Origin of the sequence: Pedobacter suwonensis (assembly GCF_044762335.1) — a bacterium.
Classification (GTDB): Bacteria; Bacteroidota; Bacteroidia; order Sphingobacteriales; family Sphingobacteriaceae; genus Pedobacter.
The window spans coordinates 25076-48710 of the sequence record NZ_JBIWEB010000012.1 but is presented as its reverse complement, the minus strand read 5'-3'; the positions used below and the strand labels follow the sequence as shown (position 1 = coordinate 48710).

At 39.7% G+C, this 23635-nt stretch carries 21 protein-coding genes and 1 tRNA gene; 9 read left to right on the top strand and 13 right to left on the bottom strand.

What is annotated here, in order from left to right:
- Position 1 precedes the first annotated feature (1 nt).
- From ACIQXP_RS17635 to ACIQXP_RS17625, 3 genes are all read right to left on the bottom strand, one after another.
- On the bottom strand, positions 2–1579 hold the full coding sequence (locus tag ACIQXP_RS17635) for a glycoside hydrolase family 28 protein (RefSeq protein WP_387506370.1): 1578 nt from the start codon (positions 1577–1579) through the stop codon (positions 2–4).
- Between the two features lie 331 nt (positions 1580–1910).
- Positions 1911–3467 carry an MGH1-like glycoside hydrolase domain-containing protein gene (locus ACIQXP_RS17630; RefSeq protein WP_387506368.1) on the bottom strand — a complete coding sequence of 519 codons (1557 nt, stop codon included), beginning with the start codon at positions 3465–3467 and terminating at the stop codon, positions 1911–1913.
- Positions 3464–6199, bottom strand: a complete 2736-nt coding sequence (locus tag ACIQXP_RS17625; protein ID WP_387506366.1) for an alpha-d-galacturonidase — start codon at positions 6197–6199, stop codon at positions 3464–3466. The genes ACIQXP_RS17630 and ACIQXP_RS17625 overlap by 4 nt, the downstream gene beginning before the upstream one ends.
- Before the next feature lie 354 nt (positions 6200–6553).
- On the opposite strand from ACIQXP_RS17625, the gene ACIQXP_RS17620 reads away from it, so the two are divergent.
- The 4 genes from ACIQXP_RS17620 to ACIQXP_RS17605 all read left to right on the top strand — a co-directional run bounded on the left by ACIQXP_RS17620 (position 6554) and on the right by ACIQXP_RS17605 (position 10552).
- On the top strand, positions 6554–7318 hold the full coding sequence (locus ACIQXP_RS17620; protein WP_387506364.1) for an SDR family NAD(P)-dependent oxidoreductase: 765 nt from the start codon (positions 6554–6556) through the stop codon (positions 7316–7318).
- Between the two features lie 35 nt (positions 7319–7353).
- Positions 7354–8208 (top strand): fumarylacetoacetate hydrolase family protein, encoded by an 855-nt coding sequence (locus tag ACIQXP_RS17615; RefSeq protein ID WP_387506362.1) that lies wholly within the window; start codon positions 7354–7356, stop codon positions 8206–8208.
- Between the two features lie 131 nt (positions 8209–8339).
- Positions 8340–9161 (top strand): amidohydrolase family protein, encoded by an 822-nt coding sequence (locus ACIQXP_RS17610; protein WP_387506360.1) that lies wholly within the window; start codon positions 8340–8342, stop codon positions 9159–9161.
- Between the two features lie 221 nt (positions 9162–9382).
- Positions 9383–10552, top strand: a complete 1170-nt coding sequence (locus ACIQXP_RS17605) for an alpha-hydroxy acid oxidase (RefSeq protein WP_387506358.1) — start codon at positions 9383–9385, stop codon at positions 10550–10552.
- 159 nt (positions 10553–10711) lie between these two features.
- Here the strand turns inward: ACIQXP_RS17605 and ACIQXP_RS17600 are convergent, their stop codons facing one another.
- Positions 10712–11863, bottom strand: a complete 1152-nt coding sequence (locus tag ACIQXP_RS17600) for an aldose epimerase family protein (protein WP_293742084.1) — start codon at positions 11861–11863, stop codon at positions 10712–10714.
- Positions 11864–12064: 201 nt separating this feature from the next.
- On the opposite strand from ACIQXP_RS17600, the gene ACIQXP_RS17595 reads away from it, so the two are divergent.
- The 5 genes from ACIQXP_RS17595 to ACIQXP_RS17575 all read left to right on the top strand — a co-directional run bounded on the left by ACIQXP_RS17595 (position 12065) and on the right by ACIQXP_RS17575 (position 16328).
- Positions 12065–12736: an HAD family hydrolase gene (locus tag ACIQXP_RS17595; protein ID WP_293742083.1), complete on the top strand. Its 672-nt coding sequence runs from the start codon at positions 12065–12067 to the stop codon at positions 12734–12736.
- A gap of 2 nt (positions 12737–12738) precedes the next feature.
- A complete protein-coding gene (locus ACIQXP_RS17590; protein WP_090979378.1) occupies positions 12739–13437 on the top strand; it encodes an NUDIX hydrolase in 699 nt (232 codons plus the stop codon).
- A gap of 207 nt (positions 13438–13644) precedes the next feature.
- Positions 13645–13717, top strand: a tRNA-Lys gene (locus ACIQXP_RS17585).
- A gap of 248 nt (positions 13718–13965) precedes the next feature.
- Positions 13966–15288 carry a site-specific integrase gene (locus ACIQXP_RS17580; RefSeq protein WP_387506355.1) on the top strand — a complete coding sequence of 441 codons (1323 nt, stop codon included), beginning with the start codon at positions 13966–13968 and terminating at the stop codon, positions 15286–15288.
- Positions 15289–15509: 221 nt separating this feature from the next.
- Positions 15510–16328 (top strand): RpnC/YadD family protein, encoded by an 819-nt coding sequence (locus tag ACIQXP_RS17575; RefSeq protein ID WP_387506353.1) that lies wholly within the window; start codon positions 15510–15512, stop codon positions 16326–16328.
- A gap of 300 nt (positions 16329–16628) precedes the next feature.
- Here ACIQXP_RS17575 and ACIQXP_RS17570 read toward each other — a convergent pair whose 3' ends face one another.
- The 9 genes from ACIQXP_RS17570 to ACIQXP_RS17530 form a co-directional block, all read right to left on the bottom strand.
- Complete coding sequence (locus ACIQXP_RS17570; protein WP_387506351.1) at positions 16629–17303, bottom strand: hypothetical protein; 675 nt, start codon at positions 17301–17303, stop codon at positions 16629–16631.
- 9 nt (positions 17304–17312) lie between these two features.
- Complete coding sequence (locus ACIQXP_RS17565; protein ID WP_387506349.1) at positions 17313–17507, bottom strand: hypothetical protein; 195 nt, start codon at positions 17505–17507, stop codon at positions 17313–17315.
- Positions 17508–17532: 25 nt separating this feature from the next.
- On the bottom strand, positions 17533–17922 hold the full coding sequence (locus tag ACIQXP_RS17560; RefSeq protein ID WP_387506347.1) for a hypothetical protein: 390 nt from the start codon (positions 17920–17922) through the stop codon (positions 17533–17535).
- A gap of 290 nt (positions 17923–18212) precedes the next feature.
- Entirely contained in the window at positions 18213–18416 is a 204-nt protein-coding gene (locus ACIQXP_RS17555; RefSeq protein ID WP_387506345.1) for a hypothetical protein, read from the bottom strand.
- A gap of 219 nt (positions 18417–18635) precedes the next feature.
- Entirely contained in the window at positions 18636–18920 is a 285-nt protein-coding gene (locus ACIQXP_RS17550) for a helix-turn-helix domain-containing protein (protein WP_090993227.1), read from the bottom strand.
- A gap of 909 nt (positions 18921–19829) precedes the next feature.
- Positions 19830–20174: a four-helix bundle copper-binding protein gene (locus ACIQXP_RS17545; RefSeq protein ID WP_387506343.1), complete on the bottom strand. Its 345-nt coding sequence runs from the start codon at positions 20172–20174 to the stop codon at positions 19830–19832.
- 103 nt (positions 20175–20277) lie between these two features.
- Positions 20278–20772, bottom strand: coding sequence for a helix-turn-helix domain-containing protein (locus ACIQXP_RS17540; RefSeq protein WP_387506341.1), 495 nt, complete (start codon positions 20770–20772; stop codon positions 20278–20280).
- Between the two features lie 242 nt (positions 20773–21014).
- Positions 21015–21227 (bottom strand): heavy-metal-associated domain-containing protein, encoded by a 213-nt coding sequence (locus ACIQXP_RS17535; RefSeq protein WP_387506339.1) that lies wholly within the window; start codon positions 21225–21227, stop codon positions 21015–21017.
- A gap of 21 nt (positions 21228–21248) precedes the next feature.
- Positions 21249–23483, bottom strand: coding sequence for a heavy metal translocating P-type ATPase (locus tag ACIQXP_RS17530; RefSeq protein ID WP_387506337.1), 2235 nt, complete (start codon positions 23481–23483; stop codon positions 21249–21251).
- Positions 23484–23635: the final 152 nt, after the last annotated feature.

The window sequence follows — 23635 nt, the reverse complement described above, 5'->3', positions numbered from 1 at the left end:
GTTATTGTACTTTATCGCCCGAAATAATTTCTATAGTGGCCATTACTTCCTTTTCTTTTTTAACTGGCGTTTTCACCCTTCTGAAATTATTGTTGCCTAAAAATATATTTTTAGTTTCAGCACCACTTAATTTTAAGTATGTATTTACTCCAGATGAAGGAAAAGCATTGTATAAAAAAAGGTCAGAAGTATTGGTTAAGTCTATAACAGCTGCATCTGCAGGTACTTTGTCGTTTTTTAGCCCATCTATAATCAGGTTACTTACCTGGGCTGCCTTTATTGCAGGGCCAAATTGGGTATTAACGGCTACGTGGTGTAGTTCAATAGCTGTAGCATTACTAATCGAAAAACCGCTTTTCGCATCAAGGTTGATGTCGGTAAAAGTAACATTGCTGATGGGCATTTCTTTAAGCCCGTTTAAATATGCCGCCTGGTTTACCTGCCCTGTGATGTTGGCGAAATGAATGTTCCGGAATGCCGGCGTACGTACTGAAACTGGTTCAACTTCGGTTTTAGCGTATTGCATATCGAGTACAATGGCTTGTTCTTGTATGTTTTTCATGATGATATTATTCACCCTGATCTCCTCTACTACACCACCCCTTCCGCGTGCGGTTTTGATGCGGATACCGCGGTCAGTTCCATCGAAAACGCAGTTGGAAATGGTTATCTTGCGTACATCGCCCGACATTTCGCTGCCAATTACCACGCCACCATGACCAGACAACATGGTACAATTGGTAATCACATAGTTTTCGGCCGGAACTGCCATTTTCCTGCCTGGTGCATCTTTACCGGATTTAATGGTGATGCAATCGTCGCCAACACTGATGTGGCAGTCTGAAATGTGTACGTTTTTGCACGATTCGGGGTTAATACCATCGGTATTGGGGGAATGCGGATTATTTATGGTTACGGCATGAACTTTCACATTTTCGCAGAACTCAGGATTAACCGTCCAGAATGGTGAATTGCGAATGGTAATGCCTTCGATCAACACATTTTTGCAGAACATGGGCTGGATAAACGGCGGACGTAAAAAGCCGCGTTTCATTTGTTTGGGATCGTCCGGTAAAATGATGTCCTTATTTAGGCTGGCAAAGGTGGTTTGCCAGTTCGATACCGTTTGCCCTTCTTTATAACCTTCAACAAAATTCCACCATTTTTTACCGTGTCCATCGATAATACCACGACCGATAATCGAGATGTTTTCGGCTTTATAGGCATAAAACAAGGGCGAAAAGCTGGTTACATCTACCCCTTCATATCGGCTTTTGACCATCGGAAGGTAATCGTCAAAGTTATCGCTGAAATGGAGCTCTGCACCAGCATCAATTAAAATGGTAATATTACTTTTTAAATGGATTGGCCCTGTTAAATATTTACCACACGGAAAATATACAGTACCTCCACCCACTTTTGAAGCCGCATCTATCGCATTTTTGATGGCTGTAGTAGCCAGTTTACTGCTGTCGTTTTTAGCGCCATATTCAATTACGTTATAGTACCCTTGTGCCTTTACGCTAAGGTAACCGATAACTGCTATTGCAAAAATTAAGGTCTTGATTATGTATCTCATTAGGTTTAAATATTTATTTTTTGCTGTATCCATGTTCGGTATACTTGCAATACAAGCAAATTTTCTTAAAAAGATTGCTTCACGCCATTCGCATCCCCGCCTTTCAGTTCGCAATGACGGTTTTATTTACGATCATCCTCGTTTGTAACGGGGATGATCGAGCTTAGCGATTGTATCGCCCCAGTTTAATCCTATCTATCCGTAGCGTTCGAAACGCTACCGATTGGAATAGAAAAGAGTCTTTGACCCGTATTGCTATTGAGTTATAAACTCAAGCCTATTCAATAATCCGTAGTGACGCTGCGCTTAACACTATGGATTGGAGTTCTTATTAATTCATCAATACTTTTAAAGGTTTTAAATCTTTGCCTTTAAAAATCATCTTTCCATCTTCAAATACTAAAAATCCTTTACCTTTTTTGTATTTATTTCCGGTTTTATCCCACAATACTGTTAAAATCTTGTTGTGATAAGAAAGGTTATCAAGGATAAACCAATCCCATTGAGTTTTGGGAATTAGCGGATAGATTTCCAATATATTGTCTGCCCGTGGTTTGATGCCAACCAGATCGTTGATAATCAAATCGCAAAAAGTAGAGTGATTGTAAAAGCTGCTTCTCGGATTATCACCTTTTAACCATTCGCCATTCCGCTCGTCCTGGTACTCACCGATGTAAGGTTTGCCATTTTTGGTGTGAGATGCAGCGAATTTATGTAACTCTTTATAGAACACGGCCGCGCTCATTTTACCATGATGTTTATAGTTGGTAAGCAGATTGGCCAATCCTTTAAGCGTTTGCGAGCTGGCAAACGGCCAGAGTGCGCCATCCCATTCGCAACTATGGCCCGTACCGCGCGTTCTGAACGTCGGGTTTCTCCTTTCCGCGGTGGTGAGGCCCCAGGGCGAGTTAAAGCCTGCGGTATCTAACAACTGATCCCAGGCTTTTGCGTAGCTGGCTTTATCGTCTGGTAAATTAAAATCCCATGGAATAAAACCTATGGCTTCGCGAACCCCGGCATGTCCGCCCTTTGCCTTCCTGGTTTCGAAAAAAGCTGAAGCTGGATTCCAAAGACTATCCTGGACGATTTTTTTAATTGAATCAGCCTTAAGGTTATATTTTGCGACCAAGCTGTTGTCTCCAAACATTTTACCGAGCTTACTTAAAGCAATAGCATTGCCATACATGTAGCTGTTAATGGTAGGCCTTTGGTTTTGATCCTTCCTCGATCCGCTGATCGATTCCTCCATTCCATCTTTCACGTCGTTTTGCCAGAACAAGCCGTTTTTAAGCTTCCGCTCTGATTCCCATTTGGCATAATCTTTATCCAATGCAGGTAGAATATCCTTTACGAATTTTTGATCGGGTTTTACCAGATAGTTTTGGTATACAGCATCATCAACCCAGCTGCTGAACTGGTGAAAACGTTGCTTGGTCTGACCTACATCTGCATGGTAGAGCCAAAATTTCACATAATCCTGTAAATAGCTGTTGTTTTTCAGCCACCTGCCCTCGTAAAGATGGTGACCTAAGGCACAGCTAATGGAATTGTATTTTCCTGCATGTTTTACAGGCTCAATAAACTCGGTAAAAATAAAACCCTCCGGAGTTTTGACCAGATGCTTGCGATACGTCCACCAGCGGTAATAATAATTTTGCTCCAGCACTTCGTCCGGGCATTCGAATAAAGGAATCTGCCCCGAAAGCCAGTTAAAGGCTTCGGCATTAGTTATGTAGTTTTTTACAGCCTCAGTATCAATAGCATTAAAATACGTTACATACTTTTTCAGTTTATCTGTTCCGATAACCGTTTTTTGCTGCGCAATGCCCATAAAAGCACACAGCGATAATATCGCTGTGGTTATAAAATTTCTTGTGTTTACCATCATTCAAATAACCAGTCTATATCTTTTCCATGTCCGTCCAAACCTGCGTTAAAAATCCGCAGTCCCTGTTTATCGTCAATAAAACCCAATACCAAACAAGCACCTTTGCCTAAATTTAAGGTATGTGTACCGGCTGGAAAAGAGTAAGCGTGTACGTTTACCGGCGGGAAGCCTGCGGCAACCAGCGCATTTGATATTTTAATTTCCGACTGACCATAGTTATTGGCACTTGCATCTGTTTCCAGTTGCGGTGCTGCCAGATACTGCGGGTTTTTCCGGTTAAAAAATCCAACCAGCAATTTTACGGGCTGTGCGGTACTAAACTTAATTTCGGTTCCGTTTTTAATTTGGCTGGCTTTGGAAAGTTGAATGCCCTTTAAACCCTGCAACTCGTCTGCAAGCTCTTTAATTTTGACCGTAGTATCGCTAAAAACCAAGGCCTCTTTAGCAATTACATAAGTCGCTTTATGATTTAAAATTTGTACTGCCGCTGCTTTATAGTTGATGATTTTAGCTGTTTCTCCTTGCTTAGCCGATTTTAAAGAATCAATACTGTGTTTAAAATGATTGAGTTCCCTGGTAAAAACCGGCAACATTTCACGCCAGTGGATAAATGTTTTATCTACGCCACGCATCGGAATTTTGCGTTGCTTGGTCTGCATACTGTTTGCATATAAATAAGTTTTTTCGGTGTATTTAACCATATTGGCATAGTATGCTACACTTTTTTCCAAAAAAGGAAGTGCCTGATCCAGATCGTCCACATTGTTTGAGTATTTATAGCGTAATACCCAGAGCGCGGCTTTAACTTTTTCAGCGTAAAAGTTGGCCATGGCATCATAACAATACATGTCGTTTTTAAGCCGGTTAAATTCTGCGGTATCTTTAGTTACGGTTGGGGCTGCGTTTTGTATATCAGCTAAAGCTTTCTGGCCATGTAACACAACTTCTTTGGCAATCTGCACAGGTGTTTCGCCAATATGATCCAGCTTTTTAAATTCTTTCTCGGCGTAATCAATAATCATTTCTCCTTCAGGTGCTTCCGATTCGTACATTAAAGTAAATATACCGTAACGATAAGGATTAATGAGCTGCGTCATTAACATTCCCAGCGTTAAAGTCTGTCGGTTGCCATCAGTTATGCCATACCGGCGCAGGAGTTTGGGCGAAATCTCTCCCGATTCTTCATAAGCATTTAGAATGGCCTTTCCACCCATTAGGTTGGTGCCGTATTTATCGGCCAGTGCTTTACCCCAATAGTTTATTTCCCGTGTGCGGTCTCTTTGCGAATTCCACGAATACCGGCCCCATTCCTTGTACCAGATCCAGTCACGGTCTACCTCTAACAAACGACCTTTAACATCATCTGCAGCATACGGCCAGTCCCAGTAGCTGGCTTGCGGGTACAGGTGCAGCCCTTTGGCGCCATAAATTTTGTTCATAGCCTGTACTGATTTTTGGATAAAATCTGCTGAACCATATCTAAAAGGTTCCAGATTAGCCAGGATGTGTACATTGGAGATATTTACCGTGCCAATGGCTGTGAGTTTACGGTTCAGTTCTGCCCAGGCCCCGCGTGGCGTGTAAGTAGTTAAAGCTTCACCATTAAATTTATTTTCGGTATACAGGTTTTTGTAAAGTGGTAAAGCAGCTTTCATTACGCTGGGTGCATCGGTATCGTGTGCCCGCAAAACAATAGGCGGCTCATCTTTTATACCGGCTGCTTTTAAACCGTCTTTCACACCGGGGATAATCGTTTTGGTAAACCAATCGATATCATCCTGCCCAACCCCTTCCATGGCTTCGCCCAATGCCACCATTAAACCTACGTTCGGATATTTTTCTACAAATGCTGTGATCGATTTTTTGGTGTAATCCGCAATCAAAGGGATAATTGGTCGATTGCGATCCTGTGTTTTTAATCCGTGTTTATCGGCAAAAGGTTTAGGAATAATAATGTTGTAAAACATCTGAATTACCCAAATGCCGCGTTTATCGGCCTCGTGCGTTAAGAACCTGAAAATTTCTTCGTTTTTTTTGAGCGTGGCATTATCTACTTCTAAGGCGTAAGGATAGGCTTTTAATCGTAATAAGGATGAAAACGGGTGGCCGTTCCACAAATAAAGGGAGTTGTAGCGGTTCTCCACCATCATGTCGAGATATTTAATCCATAAAGCCTTGTCGTAAAGCCAGGGAAAAGTTTCAGGTGTATATGGATATTCATAAACGTCGTGTCCGGGTAAATATTCCGGCTTTTGCAAACCGATGCACGTGCCACGTAACACCATTTCAGGCTGATCGGTAAGCGATAAAGCAGTCGGCAATTTTCGGGTATCATGAATTCGGTCGGCCAGTTCAATGCAGCCATACAAAGTACCCGATGCATCATGACCAACGATATAAATGGTTCCGTTTTTATCTGTATAAATGGCGTAAGCTTCTTTTTTAGCGGTGGCTATCGTGTTTTTTACGGCTGCCGGTAATTTAGCAGCTATAATCGCATCAGAGAATATGCCGATTACAATACCTGGTTTGCTTCCCCCTGCTTTAGCCTGTTGTATTATTCTGGTCTGGTAACCAATTTTATTCAGCGCCTTTAAAATCCGTTCTGCACCAAACTTTATCCTTGTATGTGCAGCTGCAGATATTAAGATGTTTTTATCAGTGAGGTTTCCGGCACTTGAAAAAGAGATCGATAAAAAATAACAGGAAATAAAAATCAGAAATTTTCTCATTTAATCTGGCTCAAATCACAAACCCTTTAAACTTAGGTAATGGATAATATTTGGTTATAATATTATTTAAATATAAAAATAATATTCAAATATAAGTAAATTGCCTTTTACGTTTTGTAAAATTTATGCAAGGTAAAGCCTGTTTAAAGCTTTTCAGCTGGTATGACAATATCTGTTAATATTTAGACAAGAAGATAAAATTTTTAATCAACAATATTTATTTTATTTGTAGTCGTATTCTAATCAATTATAATATTCCACCGCTTTTCAGGCGGTAGCAAGCACAAATTATAATGTGAAGGGTGCAAAATCAACATAAGTATATTACATCAACAATCAATTTAAACAATACACATGTTTTCACTCAAAAATAAAAAGGCAGTAGTTACAGGTGGCGGAAGTGGAATCGGCAGGGCTATTGCAATTATTCTGGCCAAACAAGATGCCGAAGTACATATTATTGAACTAGGTGTTGCACAGGCACAAGATACGCTTGATGAAATTAAAGCAGCAGGAAAACAGGCTTTTAGCTATGCCTGCGATGTTTCAGACCACAATGCCGTTAAAGCTGTTTTTGAGCAAATTGGAAACATCAATATTTTAGTTAATAATGCTGGTATTGCGCATATTGGTAAAGCCGATACGACTGATGAAAGTGATTTCGACCGGGTAATGCGTGTGAATGTTAAAGGTGTTTACAACTGCCTTCATGCTGCCATTCCACAAATCCGTTTGGCTGGCGGAGGTGTAATCATTAATATGGCCTCTATTGCAGCCTTAGTTGGCTTACCGGATCGGTTTGCGTACAGTACAGCAAAAGGCGCAGTGAAAGCCATGACCATGAGTGTAGCTAAAGATTATATCGGTGAGAACATCAGGTGTAATTCCATTTCTCCGGCAAGGGTGCATACCCCATTTGTAGACGGATTTTTACAGAAGAACTATCCGGACAATATCCCTGAAATGTTCGATAAATTATCCAAAACGCAGCCGATTGGCCGTATGGCCTGGCCTGAAGAAATCGGTGCGCTGGCTTTATATTTATGTAGTGACGAAGCCGCATTTATTACAGGTTGTGATTACCCGATTGACGGTGGATTTACGACTTTAAACAATTAATATTCTTCTTAAATACAAAATATAACCTTTTTAACATGAAATTAATACGATTTGGAGAAGCAGGAGCAGAAAAACCAGGAGTGATCATCGGCGATAATTATTATGATGTATCTGCATTGGTCAGCGATTATAACGAAACATTTTTTGGCGGCGACGGCTTGGCAGAACTAAAATCAGCTATTGCATCTGCTGATTTGCCACAGGTAGATAAAGGCGTGCGTCTTGGTCCGGCTTTGGCCCGCCCTTCAAAAATTATTTGTGTGGGTTTAAATTACAAAGACCACGCAGCCGAAACCAATGCCCCTATTCCAACTGAGCCGATTTTATTCTTTAAAGCAACTTCTGCTATCGTAGGACCGAATGATGATCTGGTCATCCCCAAAAACAGTAAAAAAACCGACTGGGAGGTAGAATTAGCCATTGTTATTGGTAAAAAAGCCAGTTATGTAAGTGAAGAAAATGCTTTGGATCATATTGCGGGTTACGTTTTGCATAACGATTACAGCGAGCGAGAATTCCAGCTGGAGCGTAACGGACAATGGGCTAAAGGAAAAAGTGCCGATACTTTTGCGCCAATCGGACCATTTATTGCCACACAGGACGAAATTGCCGATGTACACAATCTGCGTCTTTGGTTAACCGTTAACGGAAAAACTTTACAGGATGGCAATACCTCGAACCTGATTTTCAATGTGCCTTTTATGGTTTCCTACATCAGCCAGTTTATGACCCTTTTGCCAGGTGATGTGATTACTACTGGCACACCTGCCGGCGTAGGTTTGGGACAAAAACCGGAGCCATGGTATTTAAAACCTGGCGATGTGGTTGAATTGGGTATTGATGGTTTAGGCACCAGTAAACAAATTGTTAAATCCTATAGCGAAATTTAAGATAAAAAGATATTGCCCTGGCGCTGATCTGCTTGATGATGCAAACCTCATTATCTTATGAACGTAATACCAGGAACGGCAACTGAAGCAAACTGGATCTTAACCGATCAGATATTTAAACTTTAATAAAAATGATTGATACCCACGTACATTTTTGGAATTTCGATCCGGTTAGGGATAACTGGATTAATGACGACATGCAAATCATTCGGAAAGATTTTGCTCCCGAAAATCTCCTGGATATTTATAATGATTTAAATATTAAGGGATGTATTGCTGTGCAGGCAAGCCAGTCGGAAGAAGAAAATCATTTTCTACTTGAACTTGCTGCACGACATGAAATTATAAAAGGTATTGTGGGTTGGGTTGACCTGCTTGATCCTGATCTTGACGAACGCTTAAGCCACTGGCAAAACCATCAGCTCATCAAAGGCTGGCGACATGTATTACAGGCCGAAAACCGCGATTTTATCCTGAATCCTGCTTTTATTGCCGGTGTTAAGCAGCTAAAAAAATACAATTATACCTACGACTTATTGTGTTATCACAATCAATTGGATGCGATTATACAAATGGTTGATCAAATTCCCGACCAGCCATTTGTATTGGATCATTGTGGTAAACCGGATGTAAAAAACCAGACTTTAAAAGAGTGGACTGAAAATATTAAAACCTTGGCCGACAATCCAAATGTGCGATGTAAGGTATCAGGCCTCCTCGCTGAAGCCGATTGGTTAAACTGGAAGGAAAACGACTTATTTAACTGTTTTGATGTCATATTTGAAGCATTTGGTCCTGAACGTGTAATGTATGGCAGCGATTGGCCGGTCGTGCTGATCAGCAGGCCATATCAGGATTGGTTCAATTTGGTAAATAACTACACCGAAAAATTTACTGCAATAGAAAGACAAATGATTTTCTCTGATAATGCAAAGGAATTTTATGGTATTTAAAGTTTACGCGCTAACGCTCGTTTCCAACGAGCGTTGAATATTTTATCGTTTATAACGATATAATCGTTTTGCTATTTATGCACTGGTTTGGAAACGAGCGCAAACAAATTCCAATCCAAAACGATAAATACAAAATAGCAGATAGTGCAGGATGGAAAACATCATACAAAACATTAGTTTTCATTTTTTAAAACACCATCTGACCAACACAATATTTAATTATGAGTAAAAAGATTACATTCCCCTATAATCCTCAATTCCCTTCAGTAGCCGATTTAAGAAAAAGAGCGAAATTAAGAATCCCTAAATTTGCTTTTGATTACCTGGAAGGCGGTTGTAATGAGGGACTTAATTTATCAAGAAACGAGAGCGATTTCGATAATATTTACCTCAAACCAAATTATTTGCGTGTTGGTGGAGAAATTGATATGTCGGTTGAGCTTTTTGGGCGTAAATACAGTGCACCTTTTGGCATCTCGCCCATCGGTTTACAAGGTTTAATGTGGCCTAATGCACCCGAAATTTTAGCGAGGGCGGCAGCCAAACACAATATCCCCTACACACTGAGTACGGTATCTACCAGTAGCATCGAACGCATTGCTGAAGTTTCAGAAGGGAAAGCCTGGTTTCAGCTTTACCATCCCACCGAAAATAAATTACGGGATGACATTCTATCACGGTTAAAAGCAGTTGAATGTCCGGTTTTGGTAGTGCTGGTAGATGTTCCTGCTTTCGGATTAAGATATAAAGAAATTAAAAGCGGCCTTTCCATACCACCCAAAATGTCGGTCAGCAATATTTTACAGGCCTTCGCCAGGCCGTTATGGGGAATTAAAACGTTGCAACATGGTATTCCCTCTTTTGCTACCTTAAAACCTTACATGGAAAAAGGTATGGACATGTCTCAGCTGGGGCAGTTTATGAACCGAACCTTTACCGGAAAAGTTGACATTGAAAAAGTGTCTGCGATCCGCGAAATCTGGAAAGGTCCATTGGTATTAAAGGGCATAGCTACCGACGAAGATATGCAGGCTGCTATCCAGATAGGTGTTGATGGAGTCATCGTTTCAAACCACGGCGGCCGACAGATTGATGCGGGTGAATCATCGATCAACTCTTTAATTAAACTTGCGGCAAATGATGCCTACAAGTCAAAACTGAAAGTCATGATGGATGGAGGAATCCGTTCGGGTGTTGATTTGGCCAGGGCACATGCCGTAGGTTCTGAATTTAATTTTATGGGCCGTCCGTTTATGTATAGCGTTGGGGCATTGGGTAACGACGGTGGAGAACATACCATCAATATGTTTAAAACCCATTTGTACCAGATTATGCAGCAACTCACTATAGAAAAAATTTCCCAATTCCCGGAAAGGTTATTGGAAGTTTAAAACATCATTACCAGTTTGGCTGGCAATCCTAAAGCATTATTCTGCTGGCTGGTGTTGCATCAATCAGATAGAGTAGAAGACCAAAAAAAAGACCTCTCAGATTTTTAAAACCTGAGAGGTCTGAATAAAACTTACCGTTAACCAATTAAACAGTTAGCCTTATTTCGAGAACTTATAAGTTGTACTTGTTTTATATGTTTCACCCGGTTTAAGAACGGTCGAAGCAAAGTTCGGGTGGTTTGGCGCATCAGGAAAATGTTGCGTTTCCAGGCAGAAAGCCGAACGGTGTGGGTATGATTTGCCGCCTTTACCATCTTTATCTGCTCCGGTTAAGAAATTACCACTGTAGAACTGTAAGCCAGGTTCTGTGGTTATCACTGATAGCACAATACCTGTTTTAGCGCTTTTTACCACTGCAACCGGTGTTTTACCATCATGGTGGGTTAAAGCAAAGTTATGGTCATAACCTTTACCAAATTTTAACTGCTCATCATTATCGCCAATCTGCTTGCCAACTAATTTTGCTTTGTTAAAATCGAAAGCAGTACCCGCCACCGGCTGTAATTTTCCGGTTGGGATCAAGGTCGAATCAACGGGTGTATAAGCATTGGCATCAATCATCAGTTCGTGATCCAAAATGGTACTATCTCCTTCACCATTAAGGTTAAAATAGGCATGGTTGGTTAAGTTGACGATAGTTGTCTTATCTGTAGTGGCCTCATAATCAATCTGAAGTGAATTGTCGTCAGTCAAAGTATAAATTACCTTCACATCAAGTTTGCCTGGATAACCGGCTTCACCATCTTTAGAAACATAAGTTAACTCCAGCTTTGTACTATCTAATTGTTTAGCATCCCACACTTTACCAAAGAAACCATCAGTACCGCCGTGCAAGGTATTTACGCCATCGTTAAGCTGTAATTGATATTCCTTGCCCTCTAAAGTAAATTTACCCTTAGCAATGCGGTTTCCGTAACGGCCTATCAGCGCACCAAAAAAAGGCTCCCCTTTTTTACGGTAGGCACCAATACTATCATAGCCCAGTACTACATCTGTTAGTTTGTTATTTTTATCTGGTACCAGCAACGAAACTACTCTTCCGCCATAATTGCTAATAGACACCGAAGCACCCTGCTTATTTTTTAACGTATAAAGCTTAACCGCTTTACCATCAATGGTGGTGTTGTATTTTAACGAATCTTGCGGTGTGCTGCTTGCTGTACCTTTATCAGTTGTGGGGTTACATGCGCTAAAAGCAAGGGCTAAACATAAGGTAGTCCATGGTAATGCTTTAAGAAATGGTTTTTTCATCAGTTTACTTTTTTTTTAAGTTGATGAAGCGATCGTGATTTTTACATAGAAAAACTCCTGATGCTTGCATACAGATTTATTTTTGGTTAGGGCTAAAGTAGTAAAAAATAATTAACGTCAGGTTAACGATTATCATATTATTTCTGTTAATATTGATGATCATTCCTTACATCAAAAAAAATCATATAATTTAGCAAGCATATGCGCAATCTGAATTTCAGTCCAAAAGCTTTTCTGTTTGATTTAAACGGAACCATGATTAACGATATGGAGTACCATACCATGGCCTGGTACAGTATAATGACAGAAGATTTAGGTTCAGACCTTGATTATGCAAGCGTAAAAAAAGAAATGTACGGCAAAAACCACGAAGTACTGGAACGCGTTTTTGGTAAGGATAAATTTAGCCAGGAAGAAATAGAACGGCTTTCGGTAGAAAAGGAAAAGCGCTATCAGGCCGGTTATCTACCGAATTTAGCTTTACTTCCCGGCTTAAACAATTTTCTGGATCGGGCGAAGGCTGCAAAAATACCGATGGCCATTGGCTCGGCAGCTATTCCCTTGAATATTGATTTTGTGGTAGATGGTTTAAACATTCGCCATTACCTGGATGCGATTGTAAGTGCAGATGATGTACAGATGAGTAAACCTGATCCGGAAACCTTTTTAAAGGCTGCAGCCGCACTGGGCATTTCACCCGCCGATTGCCTGGTGTTTGAAGATGCACCAAAAGGTGTAGAGTCAGCGCAAAACGCAGGTATGCGATGCCTGGTGTTAACAACTACACACGCAGTTGAAGAATTTGATGGTTATCCAAATATTTTGGGCTATATTACCGATTACAACGATGCTAAATTAAATCTGCTTTTTTAAAAATGGGAAAATACTTAAATCAGAAACCTGTACTGGTGGCTGTTGACTGCATTATTTTTGGTTACGACGGCGAACATCTTAAACTTTTGGTTATCAAAAGGGCTATTGAGCCAATAAAAGATCAATGGAGTTTAATGGGAGGTTTTATTGGCGAGGATGAAAACCTTGATGGTGCTGCGAAACGGATCCTTTTAGAACTTACCGGACTGCATGATGTATATTTAGAGCAATTGCACGCTTACGGTAGCCCTGACCGGGATCCAATTGAGCGTACGGTATCAGTTGTGTATTTTGCATTGATTGATATTAATAAATATAGCAAGCAGATTAACGACCAGTACCATGCTGAGTGGTTTAAGGTTAAAGAAGTACCTGAACTGATTTTTGACCATAACGTGATGGTTAAAGCAGCGATGGATAAAATCCGATACCAGGCTGCCCTCCACCCTGTTTTGTTTGAGTTATTGCCAAAACGTTTTACCATACCACAATTGCAGGCGCTATATGAACAGGTTTACGATGCTCCCATTGATAACCGCAACTTTATCCGCAAAATAACGGCCAGTGGTTTGCTTATTAAACAAAATGAAAAAGATAAATCGAGTTCAAGGCGGGGTGCTTTCTACTTTAAGCTCGATAAAAACAAACATAAAGCGCAATTTCAGTCGTTTTTGAACTTTATACCCAAAACATCCAAATAAGAAGTACAGCTTTTAATAGCTGCCACACCATCTTCATTATTTTTTTTAAAAAAATATATTAAAAAAATCAGGTGTTAGCCATTTTAAAATCAAGGGATTACAAATGGCCAAACTAAATTCAACGCTAAACATCGAAAAACATTTTGTAAAAACATTTGCAAAGAAAGGATTAATCTCTATATTTGCACCTCCTTAAACAAAAGGAACGATTCCGTAGCTCAGCTGGTAGAGCATTACACTTTTAATGTAGTGGTCCTGGGTTCGAATCCCAGCGGGATCACAAGAAACAATATCAAAGAGAACTAAAACCCTGCAAATCAAACGATTGCAGGGTTTTTGCTTTTACAGAATATGCCAAAATATGCATTAAATCGCATATAAAATGTGCGTCATTCGGTGCGTCGTTCTTTATAATATCAAACTCCCCTAATTCGTATTAACACGCTGATAATCAACTTGTTTAATAGATGAACATCTTGTGTGAATGGAACTGCAAAGCTATTTTTGTTTAACCTTAATGTTATCGTTATGAAAACTAATTTTAGCGTGCTTTTCTTTTTAAAAAAGCCAAAGAACTACACTAAAGGGGCTGTTTACTTTATTTTCTTAAGAATTACAGTGGATGGGGTGCGTGCGGAAATGTCAACAAGCCGGAATTGCGAGCCGGAGCGGTGGAACGCAAAAGCCGGAAAAGTCATCGGAACAAAGGAAGAGGTCAAAACCCTGAATGCCTATCTGGAAAACATGAAAGCGGAAGTTTATGCGTCACATAGCCAGCTAAGCGTAGACGGAGCCGAAATAACCGCCGACAGCGTAAAATGCAAGTTCCTTGGAAAAGAAGAAAAAGGACACACCATACTGGAAGCCATAAAACTCCATAATGCCAAGATGAAGGCGTTGGTGGAGAAAGAAGAATATGCGCCCGGAACCCTTAGAAGATTTGAGGTACTGGAAAGGCATGTGGAAGATTTCATTGCCGCCAAATACAACAAGGCAGATTTTAACGTAAAACGCATAGACCATGAGTTTATTGACGGCTTTGACTTCTACCTGCATACGGTTAAGGAAAACGACACTAATACCGCAAACAAACATGTTAAAAATCTCAAAAAGATCGTCAGCATCTGCCGCAAATATAAATGGATCAGTACTGACCCCTTCTTTGGCCATACCCTAAAATCCAAACCCGTCCATCGGGAATACCTTACCGCTGATGAATTGCAGAAGATCACCAATAAACAGTTTACCACTACAAGATTATCGCAGGTGCGTGACTTCTTCCTGTTCAGTTGTTACACCGGACTTTCCTATGCGGATGTCCAAAAACTTAAGCTGGCAGACATCGGTATCGGCGTTGACGGGGAACGGTGGATATTTACCTACCGAAAAAAAACAGATACAAGGGCGGCAATACCGCTATTGCCAATAGCTGCAAGCATCCTTGATAAATATAAAGATCATCCTTATTGCCTCCATAACAACAGGGCTTTGCCAATTTCCAGTAACCAAAAGATGAACGAATATTTGGTTGAAATTGCGGCGCTTTCAGGGGTCAATAAAACACTCGGCAACCGCATAGCTAAAAGGACTTTTGGCACTACTGTAACTTTATTGAACGGCGTACCTATAGAAAGCGTTTCCAAAATGCTTGGACACACCAATATACGTACCACGCAATTATATGCGAAGGTGCTGGACACCAAGGTCAGTAATGATATGGCGCCACTGATGGGAAAATTTGCCTGCCAGCATGAGCTTGCAGCCGGAATGTCTGAAGCCAGAATTGGCGCAGAGGTGGCCCCCTTAAGAGAAAAGTACATAGCGGTGCCGGAATTGGCATCTCCGTGGTAGCAGGCTAGTTATATATCAAACCATGCCCTGCCCTATGCCGGGCATGGTTTCCTGCCGGATGATACCTGTAGGTACCGATCCGAATGGCAAAAGCCGATGTATACCTTTCCGTAAATGCCCAAAGCGGGAGCAGCAATGGCAAAATGAGCGCAGGGGCTCCGCAGGCCGCAAATGTGCGGGGGGATTATCCCAATAGACCAATATTAACGAAGTTGTGAACCATGTCCAAACAAAACGACAGAAAACAGGCTAGCCAGTACGATAAGATTATCAAGGAAAATCTTGAAATCACGCTGCCTGTCATTATCCGGGATATATTAAAACTGGATATTGTACAAAGTGAAGAATTACCCGATGATGTACAGCATACCAAGGAACGTAAACCTGATGCCCTAAAAAAAGTGACCGATGCAGCGGGACATACTTATGTACTACAGGTAGAATTTCAGGTGGCAGATGAAAAGGAAATGGTCTGGCGAATGGCAGAGTACAGCATCATGCTGATGCGTAAATACCAATTGTCGATCAAACAATATGTCATTTATTTAAGGGATGATCAGCCATCAATGTCCACATTCATTGATACCCGCTACCATAAGTTCAGTTATCGACTGATAAGTATAGCCGATGCCAGCTATAAACTATTTCTTAAGTCGGGCAATCCCGAAGTAAAAATGTTGGGTATATTGGCTAACTTTGGTGAGGATGACAGCCAGAAGGCCATTCAATCTATTGTAGATCAGGTGAAGACCTTTACAAAAGGTGATTTTGCCGAGAGCAGATATTTTAAACAAATGCGTATATTTGTACAGTTACGCAGCAGTGTTGAACAAGAATTTGAAAAAGCTATGGAAACGATAAGTAAATTTTTCAAGGAAGAAAAAGACTTCCTGTACCGCAGAGGTGAGGAAAAGACGAAACATACAATTGTGGAAAACCTGATATCTGAGCTTGGTTTAGCTGATGAACAGATCAGCAAGATTGCAGAGGTTTCGGTTGACTTTGTTAAAAATATACGTTCAGAATTAAAGAAAAAATAATAATCTTTGATATAAAAAAATCCCATTGTACTCATCTACAATGGGATTTTTTATATACTTTTTTGCCATAGAATTTTGGCGATTGATTATTTATTAGTAAAGACTTATTTTTATTTGTTCCTATTTTCTTCCTTCTTCACCGTAGCGACCTTTTCGTAAATCAACTTGTCTAACACTACCTTATCACCGCTCAAATTAACTGGTTTTATGTCATTGTTATCCAAGTGACCTATCCTTTTCCTTTTAGGCTTATTTTGTTTTGGAGCTTACATATTGATTTTTGCTGGGCAAATATAAAATTTATACATCAAGATCGTACAGGTCGTTGTGTTCATTTTTGTACCGCATATATTCGTAAAGCACAAATTCGACGTACTCCGCTGGTGTATTGACAAGGTTCTTTATGGCCTGCAAGTCGTCGTCATTATATTTGTGCAGTGTCTTCAGGAAGGTACCCTTGCCAATTCTCAAACCAATATCGTCTCTTAACCAGTGGTGCAGGCTGGTCTGCCAGTTACGAAGGGATGACGTGTGTTTGTCAAAATCACCAGTCTTGTGCAGGTAAGCCTTAAAGGAACGTTCTCGCAATTTGCGCCGGATTTCTTCGGGAAGCCAGCGCAAAGAGGTGGTGTGGAAGCCCTGGCATTTTACACAATAATACACCCGCCTTTCTTTCCGCCTTTCCACGTCGGTAAAGATAAAATTCACCGTAACAAGTTGCAGGGCTGCATTTTTGGACAGTATCCTTTTGCCGCATGCGATTTTTAGGTATTCATCTGGACTAATTTCTGCACGCTCGATGACCCTTAGCGATATTGTTTCAATATATGGGCTAAAGCTATTGCTTTGTTTCCTGTACATTTTTACATCAAGCGAATGCTGGCGCATACTAACTACGATACCGAGCTGTTTATTCCGGTTTAACCGCACCCAAATCAACGTATCGGCCTTTATCGTAGTATCCGCAAAATCCATTTTAGTAATTTAATAAATGATCAGAGATACATCTCTTTCAAATTTTATCACCTGTTTCTCATTCATTCTGGAGATAACAAGGTTGAAAAAATTGTCCTTTTCGTCGATCTCTAAAATAACACCTAAATTTACAATAAATGTACCCACTTGGATGTTAGAAATATGTATTTGTTCGAGGTCGTGGAGGTTGATGGATTGTGTCATAAGCGTTTTTTATGATAGGTAAGTATCAGTATCCAGGGCTTAGCTCGCCAAGGGCAAAGGTTCCTGAAACCCTTCTGTTTGTTGTCAAATACGGATCGAGCTTTCGTAAAATGGTTCTTGCACTAGCTATCACCTTTTTAAAATAACTACTGTAAAAATCATAATCTGGATATTGATTTCCTCCTCTGATGGTATAGCCGTTTTGGGCTAATTCGGTAAGAAGTAGTTTAAGTTTTTTAATTCGCTCGATGGCGTTTTGTATATCATCCCGCAGGATAGCTGGCGTTTTTTCGTTCACGCATGCGCCTTGGTTTGCAATGCTCCACTTTGCCAGATCAGTAAGGTAGCCTAAATAATCACTCTCCTGCTCTGAACAGACGGCATGATACAATATGTCATTTTTAAATTGCTCCATATTTGTAGTCGAAATTTGAAATGCGTATATCTAGCAGATATTCCGATATTAAAAAAACGGAGGCAAGCCAGAACGACTTTACCCCCGCATTAACGCTCTCAACGGTAAAATTACTAAATTCCTATGATAAAGTATTTCAATTATTTGGTTTCCTCTAAATAATAACCTCAATTAATACGAAAGTATTTAATGGTTATTATGAGATTAATAACGACGACGCTAATGTAGTAATCCTATAAATCTCCATCCTGTAAGTAGCTTGGCATTTAAAGGGGGATAACCTTTCAAGCTTACATCACAGCTTGATATTCTTCAATTTCTAAATCAGAAAGTGTAACCAGATAGATCCTTTCTGACCTTAAAACGAAATTACGACATCTGTTGTAAATCTCTTCTAAGTCTTCCGGCTCAATTGATTGACCTACAGTATAACGGATTTGTGATTGGCTCTTAGATAACATAGCAAGAAATTTTTCGTCATCAGGTGTTTCCATAGGAAAGCATTCTACATTTTCAGGCCAAAACATTTTACAAATGTTCATTAGGTGTGATAAAGTATGCAGATTGGGAGAATATCCCAAAAAATTATAGATTAGCCCTAGACCATAGAACATTGGTTTTGGAACTTAAGATTATGAAATTTAATGGTTCGTTTATTTGTTAATTTCCGTGGAATAAGGTTCTTCGTTTTTGGAAATTAACTGGTTCTAGATTCAGGGTTTTGGAATTATTTTCTTTCCCTCCACGAGTGCAATCACATCGTCATACTTGTAGAACATCAACCCACCAACTTTGTTAAATTTGAGTTTGCCAGTATCTCGAAGCCCTTGTAAAGTGCCAGGTGATATGCTTAATAACTTTCGAACTTCATAGCTTTTCAGCCATTCTTTTTGTTCGCTGATTTTATGCAGCCTTTGCCCAGGTCGCCTTAATTCGGAAAAAAGTTCTTGCTTGAACTGATCAAGATCCTCTTTTGTTATAAATTCAATAGTTGCCATAATTTTTACATTAAATACTATGGCAAAATTTGAAAAGATATTATTCTACTTTTGGTTACTGGTTGGGTAGTAACTAAAAATAATTAGTTTTACCTATGAAAGGTATTGTAAATTTTACCAATATACTTATGAATTAACTTTAGTTGTGTTGTAATAGTGAATTAAAATCATACCCTATTAAAAAACGCTTATACACCACATTGACTTGAGTAAATAAATCTAATGTAGTTGAGATTATCAATAAAATTTTAAACAAATTGGATATGGTATTTATATACAATTATTTTACCGAAAATAGAATCATTCTCAAATTTATGGGGTGCACAAAACTGATTTTTATCTTTTTCGACACTTTTATATTCTTTCTTTTTGAACTTTACGCCACGCGTTGCAATTCCAAGCATAGAAATAAGCATTATAACCTAAACTCTATTATTATTTTCCTAATAAATAATTTATAACCCCTATGTTCAGCCTCATGTTGAATTTATTCAGCATGAAAGATCCTAAAATAAATTCAGGGAGACGATCATACTAGTCGAAACATACACTAAACATACGAAAACAAGCATTTCATTTTCGAGCGAAGGTTTATAGACCACAATCAGTTTTACACCATTTTGATCTGGTCTGAGGAGATAAATATTAGAATAGATTCATGATCTTTGACTGGAGGTAAATATAAGGCAATATAATACTTAAAGAAACTTTTATTCTCGGCTTTACGTAGTAAAGTCACGTATAAAAAGATGTACAGAGACATTGCTATTACAGGAAACAAAACAATAGTAAGGAAAGTTTCTGCATGAGTGGGAATTTAAAAATCTTGTGTTGATCGTGTAATAACTCCGCAATTTTATAAATTATAATAATTACCTACCAAAGCTTGATAGGTAATTATTAGTTAAACTAAGCAGCTTTTGCAAATTGTTCGCAAGCCTCGGCACATCGGCGACAAACTTCAGCGCACTCTTTACAATGTTCCATGCCCATTTCGGCGTGTTTTTCGCACTCATCCGCACAGGCATTACAAGCATCGGCACAAATTTTACACAGTTCTTTACTGTAGTTACTGCCCAAACTCATCAACTCGACAGCAGAACGACATAAGGCGGCACATTCCATATCTGATTGGATGCACTTAGCCATCATTTTAACATCGTCTTCTTTTAAACATTCTGTTGCACAGTGATTACACGCCACCATACATGCCAAACAGGCGTCAATACATTCTTTGATTTTTTGATTTGTCATAATTTTACTTGTTTTAAATAGGTATATACATATTTATGTTATTTGAAATAACCAATTATATGCTACGACGATAGCAGGTTGCCCTAATAATCGGAGAAAAAAATTATACTTTATCCAAGGGTTTACGTTTATTGCCCTCCGTAGCCTTAAACTCCCTCGGGGATTGACCAGTAACTGTTTTAAATTGATTAGAAAGGTGCGAGTTACTGCTATATCCCATCTTCCAAGCAATTTCATTGAGGTTGAGTTCGCCGTATTGAAGGAGTTCTTTTACTTTCTCAATCTTTTGTTGGATGATAAATTTTTCTACGGTAATACCTTCACTATCTGAAAACAAACGACTTAAATAGCTGTAATCTTTATGCAATTGCTCGGTAAGCGCCTGGCTAAAGTTAACGTGAAGTTCTGGCGATTCTGAATGATGTATAAGTTCTATAATTACATTACGCATACGCTCAATTAGCTTGTCTTTATCCTTTTCAATCAACTCAAATCCGAGTATATTGAGCGAAGAAGCAATTTCACTTAACTTACTTTCAGAAGGATCAGGAGAAACAACTGCCGTACCCAACGAAATTTCCGCGACTTGCAAATCCATGTGCTCTAATTGTTGCTTAACAACAAGAATGCAACGATCACATACCATGTTTTTTATATTTAATAACATTTTATTTTTAAGATAATTAGCGTAAAACAAGCAAGGAATGAAGACGAGTTTATAAATTTTTAATGGCGAAAGACGAATTGTTCGCAAGCATAATCTAATTTATTGGAAAATTGTTCATAGAGCAAACATCAAGCCGAATGCCGACCTGATGTTTGCTGGAAAACTTGTTTGCATTATAGTTTTTCTGCCGTGTATCCTGCACCTTTAAGAGTATCAATAACTTTTTGACTTTCTAGCCCGGCCCCACTCTCTACGGTCAATACCTTGTCTGGATTTTGGGTGTCAACTTCCCATTTATCCACACCAGAAAGGTTATTTAAGTGAGGAGTTACTGCATTTATACATCCGCCACATTTAATGTTGGTTTTAAATTTTAATGTTTCCATGATTTTTTATTTTAATGTTTGTTAAATTAGTTTATAAAATTTTAATCGAAGACTGTTGCTTACTACGGATACAGAACTCAATGCCATCGCCGCTCCGGCAATCATCGGGTTCAATAGAAAGCCATTAATCGGATACAAAATTCCCGCCGCAATTGGGATACCGATTAGGTTATAAATGAATGCCCAAAATAGGTTTTGCCTGATAGTACGGACTGTCAGTCGGGATAAACGTATCGCTTTTGGCACCTGCATTAAATCTGAAGATACCAGTGTGATTTTAGCCACATCAATTGCTATATCAGAACCTTTTCCCATCGCAATGGAAAGATCAGCCTGTGCCAATGCTTGGCTGTCGTTGATTCCATCGCCAATCATAGCAACAACTTTCCCTTGCTTTTGTAGTTCTCGAACAAAATCCGCCTTGTCGGATGGGAATACTTCTGCTTTGAACTCCGCAATTCCCACTTGTTTAGCAACCGCAGCTGCAGTTTGCTGATTGTCACCCGTGAGCATGTATACCGCAATGCCTTGGTGTAATAATTCTTGTACTGCTTTTGCAGAACCCTCTTTAATTTGATCTGCAATGGCAACAATGGCTAGCACTTGGGTTTGGTCTGCAAAATAGATGACCGTTTTAGCCTGTTGCTGTAAAGCATTTACTTTGTTTTGTAGATCTTCGGGTAGAACAATTTGCTGGTCTTTCAAAATTTTATGACTTCCCGCCCAATAAGTTTGGCCATCGTAAACGGCTTTCACACCTTTGCCTGTCAAACTTTCAAACTCGCTTACTTGTAGTGTGGGATTGCTTTCAGCTTTCAAATGTTTAACAATAGCTTCCGCGAGCGGATGTTCGGATTGCTGTTCCAAGCTGAAAAATATCTTTGTCAGGATTTGCTGGTTATTGTGCGAATCTCCCAACCAGATCAGTTCAGTTACTTCGGGCGTACCTTTAGTCAACGTTCCTGTTTTATCCACCACCACTGCATTTACTTTATGTCCCGATTCCAATGCTTCCGCATCTTTAATTAAGATTCCATTTTCTGCTCCTTTGCCAATACCCACCATAATCGCTGTTGGCGTTGCAAGGCCTAAGGCGCATGGGCAGGCAATCACCAATACGGTTACCATAGCAAGTAAACCATGCGTAAAGGCATTTTCTCCACCAATCAACACCCAAGTCAACAGCGTAAGCAATGCAATAGCCATCACTATAGGTACAAATATACCAGCAATTTTATCCACCAGTTTTTGTACCGGAGCTTTTGAGCCCTGCGCATCCTGCACCATTTTAATAATCTGCGCCAACATTGTTTCTCCGCCTACTTTTTCGGCCGTAAAACGAAAGCTTCCTTTTTGATTGATGGTGCCTGCAAAAACTTTGTCGCCCTTGTTTTTTGCGACCGCCACTGGTTCTCCCGAAATCATGCTTTCGTCCACGTAAGAACTTCCCTGATAAACTTCCCCGTCAACCGGAATTTTTTCTCCCGAACGTACCAATATCTGATCGTTGATGTGAACATCTGAAATCGGTATTTCTTTTTCGCCATCCTCAGTAATTACCAGTACTGTTTTAGGTTGCAGGCCTATCAGTTTTTTTATGGCAGAAGAGGTGTTGGACTTTGCCCGCTCTTCCAATAGCTTGCCCAGCATAATAAAAACGATTACCACGGCGGCAGCTTCAAAATAAACATGCGGATGCAAACCACGGCGATGCCAAAATTCAGGGTTTAAAGTATTAAAGACACTAAACAAATAAGCAATACCCGTACTTAGGGCAACTAAAGTATCCATATTGGCTCTGCCGTGGCGGGCTTGCTTAAAAGCACCAATAAAAAAACTTTTCCCGAATACAAACAAAACGGGGGTGGTTAAAGCCCACATATAATAGTTTCCCCATTTCATGTCCATAAAAAACATACCTATAACTACTACAGGTAAAGTTAAAACTGCTGCCGCGATGATGCGCTTTTTGAGCGTTTGGTAATTATTGCGCCGTACTTCTTCCTGTTTCTCTTTACCGCTTTCAGCATCCAATATCAAATCATAACCTATTCCCTGAAGTACTTTTTGAAAATCAGATGGCTGTATTTGTTTAGGGTCATAAGAAACTTTGACAGATTGGGTGGCGTAGTTTACTGTAGCGACATCCACACCAATCTGTGAGCCTATCATACTTTCCACACTGGAAGCACAGGCAGCACAGGTCATCCCTAATACAGGAAGTGAAAGTGTGGCTATATTTTTTTCTTTATTCATTTTATCACTTTTGATAAACAAAGATAAGTACGGCATAAGCCCGAATCGGTACAATATTTTGTGAAAAAGTTGTACAATTCAGTTTGATTAAATAGAATTTTCAAAATAATTGAGCGCTTCTACTACTCTGATCGATAATTAAAATGTCCGAC